This window comes from Salinisphaera sp. T5B8 (assembly GCF_040361255.1).
In the GTDB taxonomy this organism is placed as follows: Bacteria; Pseudomonadota; Gammaproteobacteria; order Nevskiales; family Salinisphaeraceae; genus Salinisphaera.
In genome coordinates, this window is record NZ_APNG01000003.1 from 237,209 (window position 1) to 252,310 (window position 15,102).

The window sequence follows — 15,102 nt, forward strand, 5'->3', positions numbered from 1 at the left end:
GGGCCGCGGGCCGGCGTGGGTGGTCATCGCCTACCGGCGATTGTTGCGCTATGTCGCCATATCCCGAACACTCGGGGTCACTTCACGATAATCGCGAGTCCGCGCTACGCATGAAAACTGTGTCTCAATTCGCTGCGGCAGTCCTTGCCGTGGTCGTCATTTGTGCTGCCGGTATGGCCCAGGCCGCCCAGCCCGAGCCAATCCGTATCTACGTCGACGAATATGCCGAAGGCCAGGTGATGAGCCATGTGGCCAAGACGGTGATCGAGTCGGAATACGATGTACCGGTCGAGCTCAAGACCGTGGCTGTCGGGCCCGCCTTTCTGGGCGTGGCCAGCGACGAACGTTCGCTGTTCCTGGTCGCCTGGCTGCCGCGTACCCACGGCGATTACATGGATCGTGTGGGTGACCAGGTGGATAACCTCGGCGAGTTGTTCGATGGCGCGCGCCTGGGCTGGGCCGTGCCGGCCTATGTGCCGAAGGACCAGCTGGCCAGTATTGATGATATGAAAAAGCCCGAGGTCGTAGACAAGCTCGGCGGCCGCATTCAAGGCATTTCGGCGGGCGCAGGCCTGATGCAGGTCTCCAAGGAAACCATCGACGCCTACGATCTCGACGACGACTATCGCCTGATCACCGCCAGCAGCGCGGCCATGACCGCTGCGCTCAAGCGTGCGATCGACAACAAGGAATGGATCGTGGTCACCGCCTGGAGCCCGCACTGGATGTGGAAACGCTTCGACCTGCGTTATCTCGATGATCCGAAGGGCGAACTGGGCGCGCGCGAGCATGTCGATGCGATCGCAAGTCAGGGTCTGGCCGAAAGCGAACCCGAAGTGCACGCCATGCTCAAACGCATGCACTACAGCCTCGAGCAGATCGACACCATGCTGTTGAATGCCGAGCAGACGTCCTACGAACAGGCCGCACAGACGTTCATCGACGAGCACCCGGATGTCATCGCCGAATGGACGGGCCAAGACGAAAGCCAGGCGAGTACGCAGTAAGTCGCGCTGATCGGCCCGCCATGAAAGCCGCTTCATGCCGGGCCGGTCGTTCAGGCCACGAGCGGCCGTTTTTCCTGCCAGGGCCGGGTGGATAGACGGACCTGCCAGGTCGCGCCGCGACGCCGTACATAGCGGATATTGACCGCCACGCGCGCCTTGAGAGCGGCCGTGCTCAGCTCGGAGGGATGAGCGAGCAGATCGGGTTCGTGTTCAACCGTCGAGCCCGCGTCGATTGCCATGGCATGATCGCCATACTGCAGCCATCGGGGCAGTCCGGACGCATCGCGTTCGACGATCGGCTCCGGGCGCTCACCAACGCTGATACGTCGCCACACTTCACGATAGATTCCGCTCGGGTGGCATTCTTCCAGGGTGTCTTCGTCGATGAAGCGCATCACGCCAATGTCCTTGTCCAGACCGGGTGACAGGTCTACCAGCCGGTGCCACGTACAGAATGGACCCTGCACGCGGGTGATGCCGGCAAACGCCGTCTGCCCGGCGAGCCACTGGAGTTGATCGCGACTGCATTCGTCGAGCGAATCGATGCCGGCAAAGTCGGGCCGGTTTGCCGGCACCCGCAGATCGGCATGCCAGTCGCCGGCCTGGAGCCAGAAAACCTGGGTGTCGTCGTCGATATGCTCGGGTTCACCCTGGGCGGGTTCGGCATAGAGCGTGCGTTGCCACAGGCCGTGATAGATCGGCGGTACGAGGCTCACGAGGCGGTGTCCTCCTTGTGGCGGGCATGCTGGCCGAGCGTGCCCGCGCCGCGCGCGCCTTCGGGCAGCTCGATTTCACCGGCGGCGAGGCGTTTCTTGAGATAGTTGAAGGTCTGGATCGTCTGCGCCCACAGATGATCCCCAGCGGCCAGCGGTTCGTAATTCGGCGTTTCGCCTTCTTTGAGCAGTTGCGGCAGCGGCGCGACCCGGGTGTGGTAGTCGGCGGCGAAGAACAGCGGAAAGCTGTAGCGTTCTTCGGCGACCTTGCGTACCCGATGAGAGGTGGCGACAAACGCACCGTTGGTCCAGATTTCGAGCATGTCGCCAATGTTTACCACCAGCGCATCGGCGCGATAGGGCACGTCAATCCATTCACCGGCACCGTTCATGACCTCCAGGCCGGGTGCGGTCGGGCGCAGCAGGGTGAAGCACTCGTAGTCGGTATGCGCGCCGATGCCCTGGGCGTCGGTGGCGTTCGGGTCATAGGGATAGTGAATCAGACGCAGCTGGCTCGGCGGTTCGGTGACCTGGCCGAGCAGCGTGTTTTGTTCGAGTCCGAGCGCCTGTTCGAAGCCGCCCATCAATGCCCGGCCGACGTTGAACACGTCCTGATAATAGGCATAGACATCGTCGGCGAAGCCGGCCAGATCGGGCCAGACGTTGGCCCCCAGCATAGGCGTGCCAGCGCGTACGTCCGGATGATCGGCTGGCAATTCGAATGACAGGTCGAAGGCTTCCTTGGCATCGGCCTTGGTTGGGTCCGGCGCTTCCTCGCCGGCCGGGACATAGCCGCGGTGATTGTGCGATTTGCCGATGTAGTAGTGCATCTTGTGTTCGATGGGCAGTTCGAAGAAACGCCGGGTCTGATCGAACAGCGCCTGTTGGCGGGCCTCGGAAATGCCGTGGTTCACGACATAGAAAAAGCCCACATCGCGCGCCGCACGGCCGAGTTCTTCGGCCGTGGCTTGCTGTGCCGCTGTGTCGTCGCCGAATAACGGCGCGATATCGATGGCCGGGACGGATTCGAAGGCGGTGGGTTGGCGGGTGGTCATATCAAACCTCTTGAGACGTTTGCGTTTTTAGGCGTAAGCGGCTGGCTATTTCGGTTCGTCCCAAAACGGGTATGGCGGCATGTGAGTCGCGCCCACTCTTGGGGACGCTTCGGATTGGGGTTTCGCACAGCAGTGCGAAACCAAAGGGGCGACAAACTCGTGAATCGCAACGGCCCAGCGCATCAGAGTCGGCGATTCCCGGATGAAAACCGCGACGCTATCTATGCCCGTTCTGTTGGCGTTTAGTTGCGGACACATGGCTTAAACGATCAAGCATCGCCCATATCAACAATCACCACCGGCTGTCCCGCAGCCACGGCCCCGCCTTCGGCAATCGGCAGACGCGCCACGACCCCGGCCTGGCGGGCGACGATCTCGACCTCCATCTTCATGGATTCGACCAGGGCTACGACCTGGCCGTCCTCAACCGTATCGCCCTCGGCGACCTGCAGCTTCCAGAGGCTGCCGGAGACAGGGCTGTCGACGCCGGCCTCGTTCGCGGCCAGCTGTGCGGTTTCGCTCACCTCGGGGGTGTGATCCTCGAAGGTGAACTGGCCGTTGGCCCGCCAGCGCGCCATTTCCTCCTGGAACGCCTGTTCGCGCTGCTGGCGAAACGCGTCGATTTCGTCGCGTACGGGTTCGAGTGCGGCTTCGTGCTCGGCCAACGAAAACTGAACCGTTTCGGTCTTGAGGTCGAAACGCCCATGGATGAACTCGCGCCGAATCTCGGTGAGTTCGTCATGGCTGACTTCGTAGAAGCGCAGCTGGTCGAAAAAGCGCAGCAGCCACGGGTTTTCGAAGTGGCGGGTTTCGCGGTAGCGGTTCCACATCTGCAGCGTACGGCCGACGAACTGATAGCCGCCGGGGCCTTCCATGCCGTAGACGCACAGATAGGCACCGCCGATACCGACCGAGTTTTCCGCCGTCCAGGTACGCGCCGGGTTGTACTTGGTGGTGACCAGACGCTGGCGCGGGTCGAGCGGCGTGGCCACCGGTGCACCGAGATAGACATCGCCCAGGCCCATGACCAGATAGCGCGCGTTGAACAGGATGTCGCGAATAGCCTGATGGCTTTGCAGCCCGTTGATGCGTTCGATGAAATCCAGGTTGCTGGGGCACCAGGGCGCATCCGGCCGTACGCTGCGCTGATACTTGTCGATGGCTTCCTGACAGGCCGGGTCGTCCCAGGACAGCGGCAGGTGCACGACCCGCGATTTGACGGTGAGATCCTCCACGTCGCGCAGTTCGCATTCGGCGCCTTCCAGATGCGCGAGCAGCGTATCGAGGGCAAGCACGTTGGGGTCGTAGTGGATCTGCAATGAGCGAATGCCCGGCGTGAGTTCGGCCATGCCGTCGAGCGGGTGCTCGCGCAGCCAGAGCATCCAGGCATGGGCACGAAAACGCAGGGCGATATCCAGCTGCATTTCGCCGAATTCGATCAGCAGGAATTCGTCGCCAGCCCGGCGATAGACCAATCTTTCGCCGGCCGTTGCTGCATCCAGTTCGCGTAGAATCGGGCTGTTTCGATCCTCGGCGAAGGCCGGTTTGGGCGTTTCGGCGAGCGTTTCCAGCAGGGTTTGCTGGCGCTCGTCGATCGCCCTTGCAGTGGCGAGCGTGACCGGCACGAAGCGCACGCTGTCGCCGGCGGCGAGCTGGCCGAGCTTCCAGCGTTCGGCGCGTACGGTGGTGGCCGGGCAGACGAAACCGCCCAGCGACGGGCCGTCGGGACCGAGGATCACCGGCATATCGCCGGTGAAATCGATGGTGCCGAAGGCATAGGCGTTGTCGTGGATATTGGACGGATGCAGACCGGCCTCGCCGCCGTCCTCGCGCGCCCATTCCGGCCGTGGGCCTTTCAGGCGTACGCCGGTGCGATTGGAATTGAAATGCACTTCCCAATCGGTGGCGAATATCGTGTCGATATCGTCCTCGGTGAAGAAGTCCGGCGCGCCGTGCGGGCCGTAGAGTACGGCGATCTCCCAGTGCCGGCCGGTCTCTTTCGGCGTGCCGTATTCGGGCTGTAGTTCTTTTGCGAGCGCTGCGGGTTCGATCGCCTCTAACGCGGCCAGCGGCAGCACGTCGCCGCTGCGCAGGGCACGCCCCGCATGGCCGCCGAACTGGCCGAGCGTGAAGGTCGAACGCGAGCCCAGATAGGCGGGGCAGTCGATGCCGCCGCGAATGAGCAGATAGCAGCGCGCGCCGCCCTCGATCTTGCCGAGTTTGAGTTCGGCGCCTTCGGCGACATCCAGCACCTGCCAGTTGTCGACCGGCTCGCCATCCAGGGCGGCGTCGATCGGCGGGCCGGCGAGCACGATCTGGGTGGCGCGATTGAAACGCAGCTGCGGACCGGTAAGCGTGATCTCGAGTCCTGCGGCGTCGGGCGCGTTGTCCAGCAGCCGGTTGCCGAGCTTGAACGACCAGTCGTCGAAGGGCCCGGACGGCGGCACGCCCACGTCCCAGTGGCCGAGACGCCCGGGCACATCCTGAATGGTGGTCATGGTGCCGGCATCGAGCACCTCGATGGTGGGCGGTGCCCAGGCCAGATCGGCCAGCCAGCGGGTATGGATATCGGCCTGGGCAAAGCGGTCATCGCGCAGTACGTGGGCCAGCCATGTACGGTTGGTTTCTATGCCGTAGACCGCGCTTTGTTCCAGCGTTTCGGCCAGGCGGGCGCGCGCCGTATCGCGATCGGGCGCATGCACGATCACCTTGGCCAGCATCGGGTCGAACAACGGCGAAATTTCGAGCCCGGCCTCGATGGAATGATCGATACGCAGATCATCACCACTGGGGAATTCGACCTGGGTCAGCAGACCGGCACTGGGGCGAAAATCCTGGTGGGGGTCTTCGGCATACAGGCGTGCCTGGATGGCATGGCCGCGCGGGCTGAGATCGGCGGTGAGGGCGTCGAAATCGCCCAGCTCGCCCGCGCCCAGACGCACCATCCAGTCGACGATATCCACGCCGTAGACTTCTTCGGTTACGCCGTGCTCGACTTGCAGGCGCGTGTTCATTTCCAGGAAGAAGAAATCCTCGCGCTTCGCGTCGTAGATGAATTCCACCGTGCCCGCACTGCGGTAGTTCACGGCTTCGCCCAGGCGTACGGCGGTATCGAGCAGGGATTGGCGCACGGCTTCGGGCAGCGCCGGCGCCGGGCATTCTTCCAGCACTTTCTGGTTGCGGCGCTGGGTGGAACAATCGCGCTCGCCAATGGCGGCCACGCGGCCTTGGCCGTCGCCGAAGATCTGAACTTCCAGATGCCGGGCACGTGCGATATAGGCTTCCACGAACACGCCGGCATCGCCGAAGTTGCGCTCGCCCAGTCCGCGCACAGAATCGAAGGCACGGGCGAGTTCGGCCTCGGTTTCGCAGACCTGCATGCCGATGCCGCCACCGCCCGCGGTGGACTTGAGCATCACCGGATAGCCGATCCGGTCGGCCTCAGCTTTGGCTTCTTCGACGTCGTCGAGAAGCGCCGAGCCGGGCACCAGCGGTACGTTCGCGTCTTCGGCGAGCTTGCGGGCCTCGTGCTTCAGGCCAAAGGCATGCACCTGCTGCGCGGTGGGGCCGAGAAAGACAACCCCGGCCTTTTCGCAGGCCGCAATGAAGTCTTCGTTTTCCGAAAGAAAGCCATAGCCGGGATGGATCGCCTCGGCGCCGGTTTCGGCCGCGATCGCCAGCAGACGGTCGCGGTCGAGATAGGTGTCGCTCGCGCCGCCGCTGCCCAGCGAATAGGCTTCGTCGGCTTCCTGTACGAACAGCGCATCGCGGTCGGCCTCGGCATAGACCGCGACGGATGCCACGCCCAGCGCCTTGAGGCTACGCTGAATACGACGGGCGATGGCGCCCCGGTTGGCGATCAGAACTTTCTTGAACATGGCTCGATTTCGCTCAGGCGCGGGTCGTCCCGCATGTTTCTCAAGGCGCACGAGTCGTCCCGTGGCCGAAGACGGTTATCCGCAAATGAACGCGAATGAGCGAACAAGAGAAGACATTTATTCACAGATTTCACAGATGGCACAGATTGAAGAACAGAAAGAAAATATTCTTATTAGAAATCTGCGTAATCTGCGTAATCTGCGTAATCTGTGGATGGTTCGCAAAGAACGAAGTCTCTAAGTGCGTATAACTCGCTAGTTCATCCTTCAAACTCTTGCATTTGCGTTTAATTCGCGTTCATTCGCGGACGAAAATCTTGGAACCAGGCATCAATCCCAGATCAGCACTTCCAACGGCGTGGGGTTGAAGCCGCTGCAGGGGTTGTTGAGCTGGGGGCAGTTGGAGATGAGGACGACCACGTCCATTTCCGCGACCATTTCCACGTACTTGCCCGGCCCGGAGATGCCGTCGTCGAAGTACAGCTCGCCGTTGGCGGTGACCGGTACGTTCATGAAAAAGTTGATGTTGTGGGCGATGTCGCGCTTGGTGATGCCGTATTCGGGATGATTGGCGATCGCCAGCATCCAGTTGTCGCGGCAGGAATGCATATGCCGCTTTTCCAGGTCGTAGCGCACGGTGTTGGATTCGCTGGCACAGGCGCCGCCGAGGGTGTCGTGGCGGCCGCAGGTGTCCGCGGTAATGGTGAGCATGACGTTGTTCAGATTCGATCTGAGCTCGCTGCCCGTGCTCAGATAGACCTTGCCCTGTTCGCGTACGGTATCCACAGCGCTATAGCGCTCGGATGGGTCGTTGGCGTTGAAGAACAGCGTATCGGCAGCTTCGTTGCCTTCGACGTCGACGATACGAATCGTCTGGCCGGCCTTGACCGTCCCGATGTAATGGTCGCCGGCATCAATGAAATGCCGGAAGCACGCGTTTTCTTCACGTTGCTGGCTTGCGATGGTCATGAGTGCTCCTTTGAAACTTTTCGTCTTTGTTCTTTAAGACGTATCCACAGATTTCGGTGATTACGCAGAGTTAAAAAAACAGGGCGAGATCAACCTGTGGTTTTACATTCGCGTGTATTCGCGTTTATTTGCGGACAAATATTCTTCTTCGTAATCGACAGAGCGTCATACACGGATATTTCCTGCCTTGAATCTGCGCAATCTGCGGATCAAAGCCTTTGCTTCAGGCAGCGCCTAAGTAATACAAACGGTTGTTTTGGAACCCGCGTGCGTTTTCGGCGCAGTGGTTCAGGCAAACGTCGTCGTTAGCCACGGGCGCGGCTTCGGCCAGCGCGATATCGACGCCGCGTTTGGGGTATTCGGCGGCCGGGTCGAGCGGGTGTGGGCAGGTATGCAGGGCGACCAGCGTGTCCATTTCGAAACGCAGCGTGACCGAGTCGCCGGCCTTGCAGTGGCCGGAGACGAACGACAGGTTGCCTTCGTCGTCGGCGGCGACCTTCGAAAAAAGATTCAGATTGGCGGCCAGATCGCGCTTGCCCAGGCCGTATTTGGCCAGCTCGATCAGGAAACTGTCGTGGCCGGTCTGGGTACGGTCGTTGAGCGCGGCCTGAAAGCTCACCGGCTGCCAGCCCTTTTCGATGAGGTGGCGTTCGTGCAGGTTGCCGCCCACGGCGTCGTGCCAGCCCAGATCGTCTTCGATAATCGAAGCGAAGATGCGGCCCATGTCCGAATACAGGCAATTGCCGCGGGCAAGCTTGAAGCTGTGCTGACACTTGAGCGTGTCGGGCAGGTTCAGTCGTTCGAGCAGATTTTCCGGGTTGTACATGAGCATGCCGACATTGGTATCGGGCTCGCTCGCGGTGAGCGTCATGGTGGTGCCACGACGCAGTCGTAGCGACCAGTGTTGGCCGCCGGGTAGATGGGTGGTATAGGCGTAGTCGCTCATGCGTGCATGTCCTCCTCGATTTGCTTTGCCTGGGAAGGCGCGTCCTCGCGGTTGCGTTCCACGTCCAGGTCGTAGGTGATGGTGGCGCCATAGGCCTGGGGCGCCTGCGGGTCGTCACGCCACTTGTCGAAAACCCACACGCGCGTACCCAGCGCGAAGGCTTCTTCGATGTCGTGGGTGATCATGAAGATGGTGAGCTGCTGTTCGCGCCAGAGCTTGCCGACCAGCTCGTGCATGTCCTGACGGATACCCGGGTCGAGCGCGCCGAACGGCTCGTCGAGCAAGAGAATGCGCGGGCGCATCATCAAGGCTTGGGCGATTGCCAGGCGTTGCTGCATGCCGCCGGAAAGTTCGTGCGGATACTTGTCCAGCGCGTGCTGCAGGCCCACCTGTGTCAGGCGTTCGAGTGCGGCCTCGCGGGCCTTGCGCCGGCCGGGGCCGAACAGCTTGCCGAACACCCGCGAGCGCGAGAGTTCTTCGGCGATGATGGTGTTGCCGAGCACGGTCAGATGCGGAAACACCGAGTAACGCTGGAATACCACGCCACGGTCGGGGCCCGGCTCGCCGGGGATCGGCTTGTCGTCGACCAGCAGCTGCCCCTTGGTGATCGACTCGGTACCGAGCATCATCTTCAGGAAGGTGGTCTTGCCGCAGCCGGAAGCGCCGACAATGGTCACGAACTCGCCCGGCTCCACGGCGAAGTTGAGCCGTTCGAGCACCACATCGTCGCCGTAGTGTTTTTCCAGCCCTTTGGCTTCTACGAGACTCATCAGGATTTACCCTCGTCGACGTGGTACCAGGGAAACGACAGACGCGAGATCCACAGCAGCGCCTGGTCGATGACGAATGCCAGCAGTGTGATCCAGGCCACATAGGGCAGGATCACGTCCATCGACAGATAACGCCGCACCAGAAAGATGCGATAGCCCAGCCCGTCCTGGGCCGCGATGGCTTCGGCCGCGATCAGAAACAGCCAGGCGCTGCCCAGCGCCAGCCGCGTGGCCGAGATCAGCCGGGGCGTGAGCTGGGGCAGCAGCACGCGCAGCATCACCTGCCAGGAATTGGCGCCCAGCGTCTGGGCCTTGATGCGTTGCTCTTCGGGCAGGCGTAGCGCCTCGCCGGTGAGATCTCGAATCAGAAACGGGGTAATGCCGACGATGATCAGCACGATCTTGGCCAGTTCACCGGTGCCGAAGACGATGAACAGAATCGGCAGTACGGCCAGCGGCGGGATTAGCGACACCACCGTAATCAACGGCGAGAAGGGCGCCCGAAACAACGGCAGCCCGCCACTGAACAGGCCGAATACCAGCGCCGCGAATGCGCTGATACCCACGCCGATACCCAGCCGTTTGAGACTCGCGGCGGTATCCGCCCACAGCGGAATGCTGCCGGTACGCACGTTCGCCTCGGTGGCCAGCCCGTGCATGGTATCGGCCATCTTGGTCGGCGACGGCAGCAGGCGGTCGTTGGGGTTTTCGGCCAGCCGGGCGCTGGATGCGCTCAGATAGACGAAGGCGATCAGCAAAAACGGCAGCAGCGCCAGTGCGACGCGCGCAGGCCGGGCCGGCTTGAGATTGATCAAGCGCTTCATGAATACGGTCCTTGCGGTACGGGCCGATCGGCCGCGCCCGTGGTCACGGGCGCGGTCCGGGCGATGTCGTTACTGCGACTCGGCGTAGTCTTCGGTGAAGCTCGGATCGAAACGCATCATCACGTTCGACGCGTTGCCATAGACGCCCGCCGGCGATTCGATGCCGACGAAATCCGGACCCGGCGCGGCCGGGCCGAGCAGGCCGTGCTTGAAGCTGAATTCGGCGATGCGCTGCATCGTGTCCAGCAATTCCTGGCTATTCATCAGCTTGGCGGCTTCGGCTGGGTCGGTATACAGATGGGTGGCTTCGAGCTGTTGCTTGTAGCCGGCGACATCGGTGCCGGCGGCCTCGGCCATTGCCGCGAGCGCGTCTTCGTCGCCCTCGGCGATATGCTGCATGACTTCATACCAGGCGCCGACCATGGCCTTGCCGAAGTCCGGGTTGTCCTTGAGCGTCTGGGTGTTCACCACCAGCATGTCGAGGATTTCGCGCGGAATCTCGTGCGAGGTATAGACCAGATTGCTGTTGGGCATGGCATCGATGGCCTGCAACTGCGGGTTCCAGGTCACCACCGCGTCGACATCGTCGTTGGCATAGATGCCCACCATGTCGGCATCGGAGGTGTTGACCGTCTTGATGTCGCGTTCGGACAGGCCGACCGATTCGAGTGCGCGGGCCAGGAAGTAGTGCGACACGCTGAACTGCACCAGATTCACCTGGCGGCCCTTGATATCGGCCAGCGAATCGGCGTTTTTCAGGATGATGCCGTCGTTGCCGTCGGAATAGTCGTTGACGATCAACGCGGTGGAGTCCACACCGGAGGCCGCCGGAATGGTGAGCGTATCCATATTGGTGATCGCGCAGCCATCCATATTGCCGGAGGTGTACTGGTTGACCGACTCGATGTAATCGTTGATCTGGACCAGATCGACCGAGATATCGTATTTATCGGCCCATTTTTTCATGATCCCGGCGCTTTCGGCATAGCTCCAGGGCATCCAGCCGGCGTAGATCGACCAGCAGACACGGAAATTATCCTTCGCCTGTGCCGCGCCCAACGGCACCAGCGATACGGCGAGCACGGCAAGAAGTGCGAATAGGCGGGAAGTGCGGGGCATGGCGGTCTCCAACTTCGGCGAATGACACAGGGGGTACCGGCGCAGCTGCGCTGCATGGTGACCTCCCGGGCTTTTATCCCGCCGTGTAACCTGGCCACGATCTGGCGATCGTTTTCAGGTCGATGGCTCTCGGACCAGTCACCGCCGCTTGTGTGTCGCGTCGGCCGGAACCCTAGCCATCCATTGGAAACTGATTGTGGGGCAGACGAAGCTGCCGATACCCGATTAACTCGTTGCCGGGTTCAATGCAGGAACCTTGCCAGGCTTGCACAATCAGTGGCTTGGATTACCTTCCTGCAAGCCCGCGCTGGTTCGAACCGGTTGGTCGCGGCGTTTGCACCAAAACGGGGCACAGCGAGCGCGCATTATTCGCGCGCACGTTCCACCCGCAGATGCTGGGCCCGCATATGGCGGGCCAGATCGACCAGTTCGCCGAGGTTGTCGACGACAGCATCGGGCCGGTGCGGATGCCGTACCGTGCCCGGAAAGATCTTGTCGATCCAGGCGGCATCCCAGCCCGCTCCGTTGTAGAACACGGCCGCCACCCCGGCGCGCTTGGCGGCGATCACGTCGGTCGTCGAGTCGCCGACATACCAGACATGTTCGCTGGCAGTGCGCCCGAGTTGATCGAGTGCCGTGAGCAACAGATCGGGGTGTGGTTTACGGTGGGGCACGTCGTTGCCACAGGTCATGGCATCGAACAGATCCTGCCAGCCGGTGTTATCCACGATGGCCAGTTCGTGGTTCATGAATTCGCGGTTGCGGTTGGAGATCAGCCCCAGGGTGATATCCAGATCGCGCAGCGCCTGCAGATTGGCGCGGGTATCGGGCTCCAGCGGCGTGACCTCGCCCACATACTTGCGATAGGAAGTATCGAAGGCGGCATGGGCACGCTGCTTGGCATCGGGATTGTCGCCGAACAGCACTTCGAAGATATCGGTACGCGAGATCTTGCGCTCGGCGACGATGCGCGGATGCAGCGCGCGGTTGTCACGTACGTATTTCACCAGTTTGGCGTCCTCGATCGTCTTGGACTGATCGGGCGCCAGCAGATGTTCGAGCAGGCCCAGGTCCTCCAGATGCGGTAGCACATCGTCGACGGCGTGATACATGGCGTCGTGGGTATCGACAAGCGTGGCGTGCCAGTCGATGAGTATCACGCAGGGTTCGCCGTGGGGCATTTGCAGAATGCTCATGAAGCTGTCGTGTCCAAAATGTGCGGGCCGGGCCGCCATTGTGCCCGAGCCGGCCTGAACACCGCGTCAATCGTCGCCGGCTTCGTTGTCGGCCTCGTCGGGCACGAGCGATGCCAGGCGCTGGCTGAGATCTTCGTGCTCGGCTTGCAGGCGGGCGAGATCGTCGATCGCGCGGGCATCGAGCTCGGTGGCGGTCTGGGCGGCGAGCGTGCGTAGCGCGGCCAGCGGCTGATTCGCGAAGCTGCGCCGGTAGAGCTGGCGCATGTCGCGGGCGTATTGGTCGTCGTGTGCGTCGAATGCCGGGCGGGCCGCGATCAGTGCCTGGTCCTGGGCCGCCTCGCGGGCGATGCTTTCGGCCAGGCGCTCGGCTTGCTCATGGGCCTGGCGGGCCGTGTCGCGGCGTTGCTTGAGTTCGCCCGCCCGCGCGAGCTGTTGCCAGTAATGGGCGAGGGCGCGTTCATGATCCTGCAGGCGTGTTTCGAGCCGTTCGATGTTTTCCGTCAGCCAGGCCGGCATGTCGACGAGCAGGCTGTAATCGGCATAGGCAGTATCGAAATCGACGAGTTCGGCAATCCAGTCGTCGATGCGCCGCGCCCAGCCCCGGTGGGCATAGTCGTGGCGGGCATAGCCGCGTTTGAGCAGGTGCATGAACAGAATATCGTTTTCGTAGGCGGGACGTTTCGCCTCGCACTCGGCGCGGGCATCGGTCAGACGGGTGGTGAGCGCTTCCAGCGTCTGGCGGGTATACTCGTAGCGGGCCGCTGCATCACGGTAATCGGGGTTGGCCTGGAGTTCGTCCTCGAGTTGGGCGCGCAGATCTGCATAGGCCGCTTCGGCCTCGGCCGCCTGGGTACGCGCCGTGGCCAGGCGTTGCGCGCGCGTCGCCTGTCGGCTGTCGAATTCCTGTACGGCGCGTTCGATATCCTCGCCGAAGACGCGCCGCTGTTCGGCGAGTTCCTGCATGCGGCGGTCGCTACGGGTGAGATCGCCACGGATTTCGCCGGCGGCGAGACTACGCGCGCGCAGTTCGGCGAAGTGCTGCCAGAGTTCGTCCTGGCGGGCCTCGTTGGCGGCCAGGCGGGTACGCAGGTCGGCAATGCGTGCCTCATGGGCGCTGGATTCGGCCACGGCGTCAGCGCTCGCTTTCGGCGGCATCCCCGGCCGAGCCGATCAGGCGTACATAGGCACGTGCCAGTGCCGCAGCCGGTCCGCGTGCCGGGCGATGGGTGAGCCGGCGCGACAGATGCTGCTCGATCGCGCGATCGAGAGTTTCGCTATCGATCTCGATACCCTGGGCCGCGTAGAGCCGGGACAAACGCTGGTGCAGGGCCTGGCGGCGGGCAGCGTAATCGCTGGCCTGGTCGAGCGTATCCGCGCGCCGGCGCATGCGATCGGCAATATCCATGACCACCAGGCTGTCTTCCAGGCCGGCTGGATCACGCGTGCGCATGATCGATCAGCCCGCGTGCGGCTGTTCGTGCAGCAACCGGCTGTAGCGGGCCTTGCCGGCTTCGACCAGACGCGCGATTTCGTCGGCGTTCTCGCTGGCCAGCTGGCGCATTTCGCGGGTGGTTTCGTAGGTGCGCTGCTGGTAGTCGGCAATGGCGTCGACGAGTTTTTCTACACTTTCGGCGCGCAGCGATGGTCCGTAGCCGGCGCGCGTGCCTTCCATGAGTACGTCGTCGCCGACATCGGCCAGGGTTTCGATGGATTCGTTCATGCCCTGTTTCATGCGCTCGAGCGTCTGCGTGGATTCGTGCAGCCCGCCCAGCGATACGAAGGTCGCGGCCAGCGCAGTGAACACGCTTTCGTTGGTGCTGAAAAACGCGACCGACTGTTGATAGACGCGTTCCTTGACGTCGCTGCTCTGCGATAGCCGGCCCATGACCGTTTCGCCGGTGGCATAGGAAATCTTGAGATTTTCGGCCAGATCCTTGGCGATCTGTTCGTCCTTGCGGGCCTGTTCGAAGGCAGCCATGGCCTGATCGCGTGCCAGTTCGGCCTCGGCCCGGGCGCGTTCGCCCTCGGCCGCGGCCAGCGCCTGTTCCTGCGTGTCCAGTTCCGCGCGTGCCTGTTCCAGCCGGGCCGCGGTCTGCTCGTGCAGCGTATGCGCTTCGATTTCGGATTGCTTGAGCGCGCCGCGAAAATCCATATAGGCCGCCAGGATGGCTTTTTCGCGATCGAGGGCGGCCCGCGAGTCGCTGACCACGTCGCGATAGGTGCGCGCGATATCCTGAAAGCGCTCCTCGATGGAACCCCGGCGCAGCTTCATCCAGCGTTGTTGCAGTCGCTGCTTAAAGCTCAGCCGGCCATCCTGGCGCTGGTCGATGAGCGTGCGCACATCCTCGCGAATGCTGGTGAAACCTTCGGCGATACGGTTGTAGCGATCGGCCAGTTCCTGGCCACGAATATGCGTACGTACCACCTCGTTGAAATAGCCGGCCTGCTGGAGCGTGCGCGCGATAACGAGCACCCGCTCGGGATCGATCGGCTCCAGCCGTTCGAGCAGCCCCAGGACCGGCGCGGATTGCGCGGCCGGGGGTTGAATGCCGATCGCGCCCAGCTTGGTCGCGGCCGATTCGAGGAAGTTCATTACCGTGGTCATCGTCTTCGCTTGCCGGCGGA

At 62.7% G+C, this 15,102-nt stretch carries 14 protein-coding genes and 1 riboswitch; of the genes, 2 read left to right on the forward strand and 12 right to left on the reverse strand.

Going from position 1 to position 15,102, the window contains the following annotated elements:
• The first annotated feature begins 110 nt into the window (after nucleotides 1-110).
• Nucleotides 111-1,007 carry a glycine betaine ABC transporter substrate-binding protein gene (locus tag T5B8_RS04320; RefSeq protein ID WP_353176556.1) on the forward strand — a complete coding sequence of 299 codons (897 nt, stop codon included), beginning with the start codon at nucleotides 111-113 and terminating at the stop codon, nucleotides 1,005-1,007.
• A 50-nt stretch (nucleotides 1,008-1,057) separates the two neighbouring features.
• On the opposite strand, the gene T5B8_RS04325 is transcribed toward T5B8_RS04320, so the two are convergent.
• The 3 genes from T5B8_RS04325 to uca form a co-directional block, all read right to left on the reverse strand.
• Nucleotides 1,058-1,723: a hypothetical protein gene (locus T5B8_RS04325; RefSeq protein WP_353176558.1), complete on the reverse strand. Its 666-nt coding sequence runs from the start codon at nucleotides 1,721-1,723 to the stop codon at nucleotides 1,058-1,060.
• Nucleotides 1,720-2,775, reverse strand: coding sequence for an isopenicillin N synthase family dioxygenase (locus T5B8_RS04330; protein WP_353176560.1), 1,056 nt, complete (start codon nucleotides 2,773-2,775; stop codon nucleotides 1,720-1,722). The genes T5B8_RS04325 and T5B8_RS04330 overlap by 4 nt, the downstream gene beginning before the upstream one ends.
• A gap of 269 nt (nucleotides 2,776-3,044) precedes the next feature.
• Nucleotides 3,045-6,653, reverse strand: a complete 3,609-nt coding sequence (gene uca / locus T5B8_RS04335) for an urea carboxylase (RefSeq protein ID WP_353176562.1) — start codon at nucleotides 6,651-6,653, stop codon at nucleotides 3,045-3,047.
• 61 nt (nucleotides 6,654-6,714) lie between these two features.
• On the opposite strand from uca, the gene T5B8_RS04340 reads away from it, so the two are divergent.
• Nucleotides 6,715-6,894, forward strand: coding sequence for a hypothetical protein (locus T5B8_RS04340; protein WP_353176564.1), 180 nt, complete (start codon nucleotides 6,715-6,717; stop codon nucleotides 6,892-6,894).
• Between the two features lie 89 nt (nucleotides 6,895-6,983).
• On the opposite strand, the gene T5B8_RS04345 is transcribed toward T5B8_RS04340, so the two are convergent.
• From T5B8_RS04345 to T5B8_RS04385, 9 genes are all read right to left on the reverse strand, one after another.
• Nucleotides 6,984-7,622: an urea amidolyase associated protein UAAP2 gene (locus T5B8_RS04345; RefSeq protein WP_353176566.1), complete on the reverse strand. Its 639-nt coding sequence runs from the start codon at nucleotides 7,620-7,622 to the stop codon at nucleotides 6,984-6,986.
• A gap of 223 nt (nucleotides 7,623-7,845) precedes the next feature.
• Entirely contained in the window at nucleotides 7,846-8,568 is a 723-nt protein-coding gene (locus tag T5B8_RS04350) for an urea amidolyase associated protein UAAP1 (RefSeq protein ID WP_353176568.1), read from the reverse strand.
• Nucleotides 8,565-9,338, reverse strand: a complete 774-nt coding sequence (locus T5B8_RS04355) for an ABC transporter ATP-binding protein (protein WP_353176570.1) — start codon at nucleotides 9,336-9,338, stop codon at nucleotides 8,565-8,567. The genes T5B8_RS04350 and T5B8_RS04355 overlap by 4 nt, the downstream gene beginning before the upstream one ends.
• Nucleotides 9,338-10,162: an ABC transporter permease gene (locus T5B8_RS04360; protein ID WP_353176572.1), complete on the reverse strand. Its 825-nt coding sequence runs from the start codon at nucleotides 10,160-10,162 to the stop codon at nucleotides 9,338-9,340. The genes T5B8_RS04355 and T5B8_RS04360 overlap by 1 nt, the downstream gene beginning before the upstream one ends.
• Before the next feature lie 69 nt (nucleotides 10,163-10,231).
• Complete coding sequence (locus tag T5B8_RS04365) at nucleotides 10,232-11,281, reverse strand: putative urea ABC transporter substrate-binding protein (protein WP_353176574.1); 1,050 nt, start codon at nucleotides 11,279-11,281, stop codon at nucleotides 10,232-10,234.
• Between the two features lie 60 nt (nucleotides 11,282-11,341).
• Nucleotides 11,342-11,468, reverse strand: a riboswitch (guanidine-I (ykkC/yxkD leader).
• Between the two features lie 178 nt (nucleotides 11,469-11,646).
• On the reverse strand, nucleotides 11,647-12,477 hold the full coding sequence (locus tag T5B8_RS04370; RefSeq protein WP_353176576.1) for an HAD family hydrolase: 831 nt from the start codon (nucleotides 12,475-12,477) through the stop codon (nucleotides 11,647-11,649).
• Nucleotides 12,478-12,543: 66 nt separating this feature from the next.
• Entirely contained in the window at nucleotides 12,544-13,605 is a 1,062-nt protein-coding gene (locus tag T5B8_RS04375; RefSeq protein WP_353176578.1) for a coiled-coil domain-containing protein, read from the reverse strand.
• A gap of 4 nt (nucleotides 13,606-13,609) precedes the next feature.
• A complete protein-coding gene (locus T5B8_RS04380) occupies nucleotides 13,610-13,927 on the reverse strand; it encodes a DUF6384 family protein (RefSeq protein WP_353176580.1) in 318 nt (105 codons plus the stop codon).
• A gap of 6 nt (nucleotides 13,928-13,933) precedes the next feature.
• Entirely contained in the window at nucleotides 13,934-15,082 is a 1,149-nt protein-coding gene (locus T5B8_RS04385; RefSeq protein WP_353176582.1) for a cell surface protein, read from the reverse strand.
• Nucleotides 15,083-15,102: the final 20 nt, after the last annotated feature.

Excerpts from the sequence above, each read along its gene's own strand:
- T5B8_RS04320 (WP_353176556.1), top strand. The coding sequence starts at position 111 with ATGAAAACTGTGTCTCAATTCGCTGCGGCAGTCCTTGCCGTGGTCGTC.
- T5B8_RS04330 (WP_353176560.1), bottom strand. The coding sequence starts at position 2,775 with ATGACCACCCGCCAACCCACCGCCTTCGAATCCGTCCCGGCCATCGAT.
- uca (WP_353176562.1), bottom strand. The coding sequence starts at position 6,653 with ATGTTCAAGAAAGTTCTGATCGCCAACCGGGGCGCCATCGCCCGTCGT.
- T5B8_RS04345 (WP_353176566.1), bottom strand. The coding sequence starts at position 7,622 with ATGACCATCGCAAGCCAGCAACGTGAAGAAAACGCGTGCTTCCGGCAT.
- T5B8_RS04350 (WP_353176568.1), bottom strand. The coding sequence starts at position 8,568 with ATGAGCGACTACGCCTATACCACCCATCTACCCGGCGGCCAACACTGG.
- T5B8_RS04355 (WP_353176570.1), bottom strand. The coding sequence starts at position 9,338 with ATGAGTCTCGTAGAAGCCAAAGGGCTGGAAAAACACTACGGCGACGAT.
- T5B8_RS04360 (WP_353176572.1), bottom strand. The coding sequence starts at position 10,162 with ATGAAGCGCTTGATCAATCTCAAGCCGGCCCGGCCTGCGCGCGTCGCA.
- T5B8_RS04365 (WP_353176574.1), bottom strand. The coding sequence starts at position 11,281 with ATGCCCCGCACTTCCCGCCTATTCGCACTTCTTGCCGTGCTCGCCGTA.
- T5B8_RS04370 (WP_353176576.1), bottom strand. The coding sequence starts at position 12,477 with ATGAGCATTCTGCAAATGCCCCACGGCGAACCCTGCGTGATACTCATC.
- T5B8_RS04380 (WP_353176580.1), bottom strand. The coding sequence starts at position 13,927 with ATGCGCACGCGTGATCCAGCCGGCCTGGAAGACAGCCTGGTGGTCATG.
- T5B8_RS04385 (WP_353176582.1), bottom strand. The coding sequence starts at position 15,082 with ATGACCACGGTAATGAACTTCCTCGAATCGGCCGCGACCAAGCTGGGC.